The 407-nt window shown below is 69.5% G+C and carries 1 protein-coding gene; it reads left to right on the plus strand.

From position 1 onward, the window contains the following. On the plus strand, nucleotides 1–407 hold a 407-nt coding region (locus AC0L2A_RS36425), incomplete at both ends, for a condensation domain-containing protein (RefSeq protein WP_473613015.1).

Genomic DNA, 407 nt, shown 5'->3' on the forward strand with positions numbered 1-407 from the left:
CAGATGGCCTTTGCCGAGCGCGGCCTGTTGGAGCGCTATCTTGGCGCGGTTCAGCAGGTGGTGGACCGGCACGACATCCTGCGCACGGCCTTTGTCTGGGAGGGGCTGTCGAGCCCGGCCCAGGTGGTGTGGCGGCGTGCGCCGCTACAGGTGAGCGAGGTCGAGCTGGATGACTGTGACGGTTCCGGCGCCGAGGAGCTCCGGCGCCGGTTTGATCCACGCCGGCAGCGCATCGACCTTGGCCGGGCGCCCTTGATGCGCGTCGTGATCGCGCGCGAGCCCGGCAGCGGGCGTTGGCTGCTGCTGGAGCTGCAGCATCATCTGATCGGGGATCACACGACGCTGGAAGTGATGCATGCCGAGGTGCGGGCCGTGCTCGACGGGCGCGCCCATGAGCTGGCAGCACC

The sequence above is a fragment of the Mesorhizobium sp. WSM4844 genome, assembly GCF_055811775.1.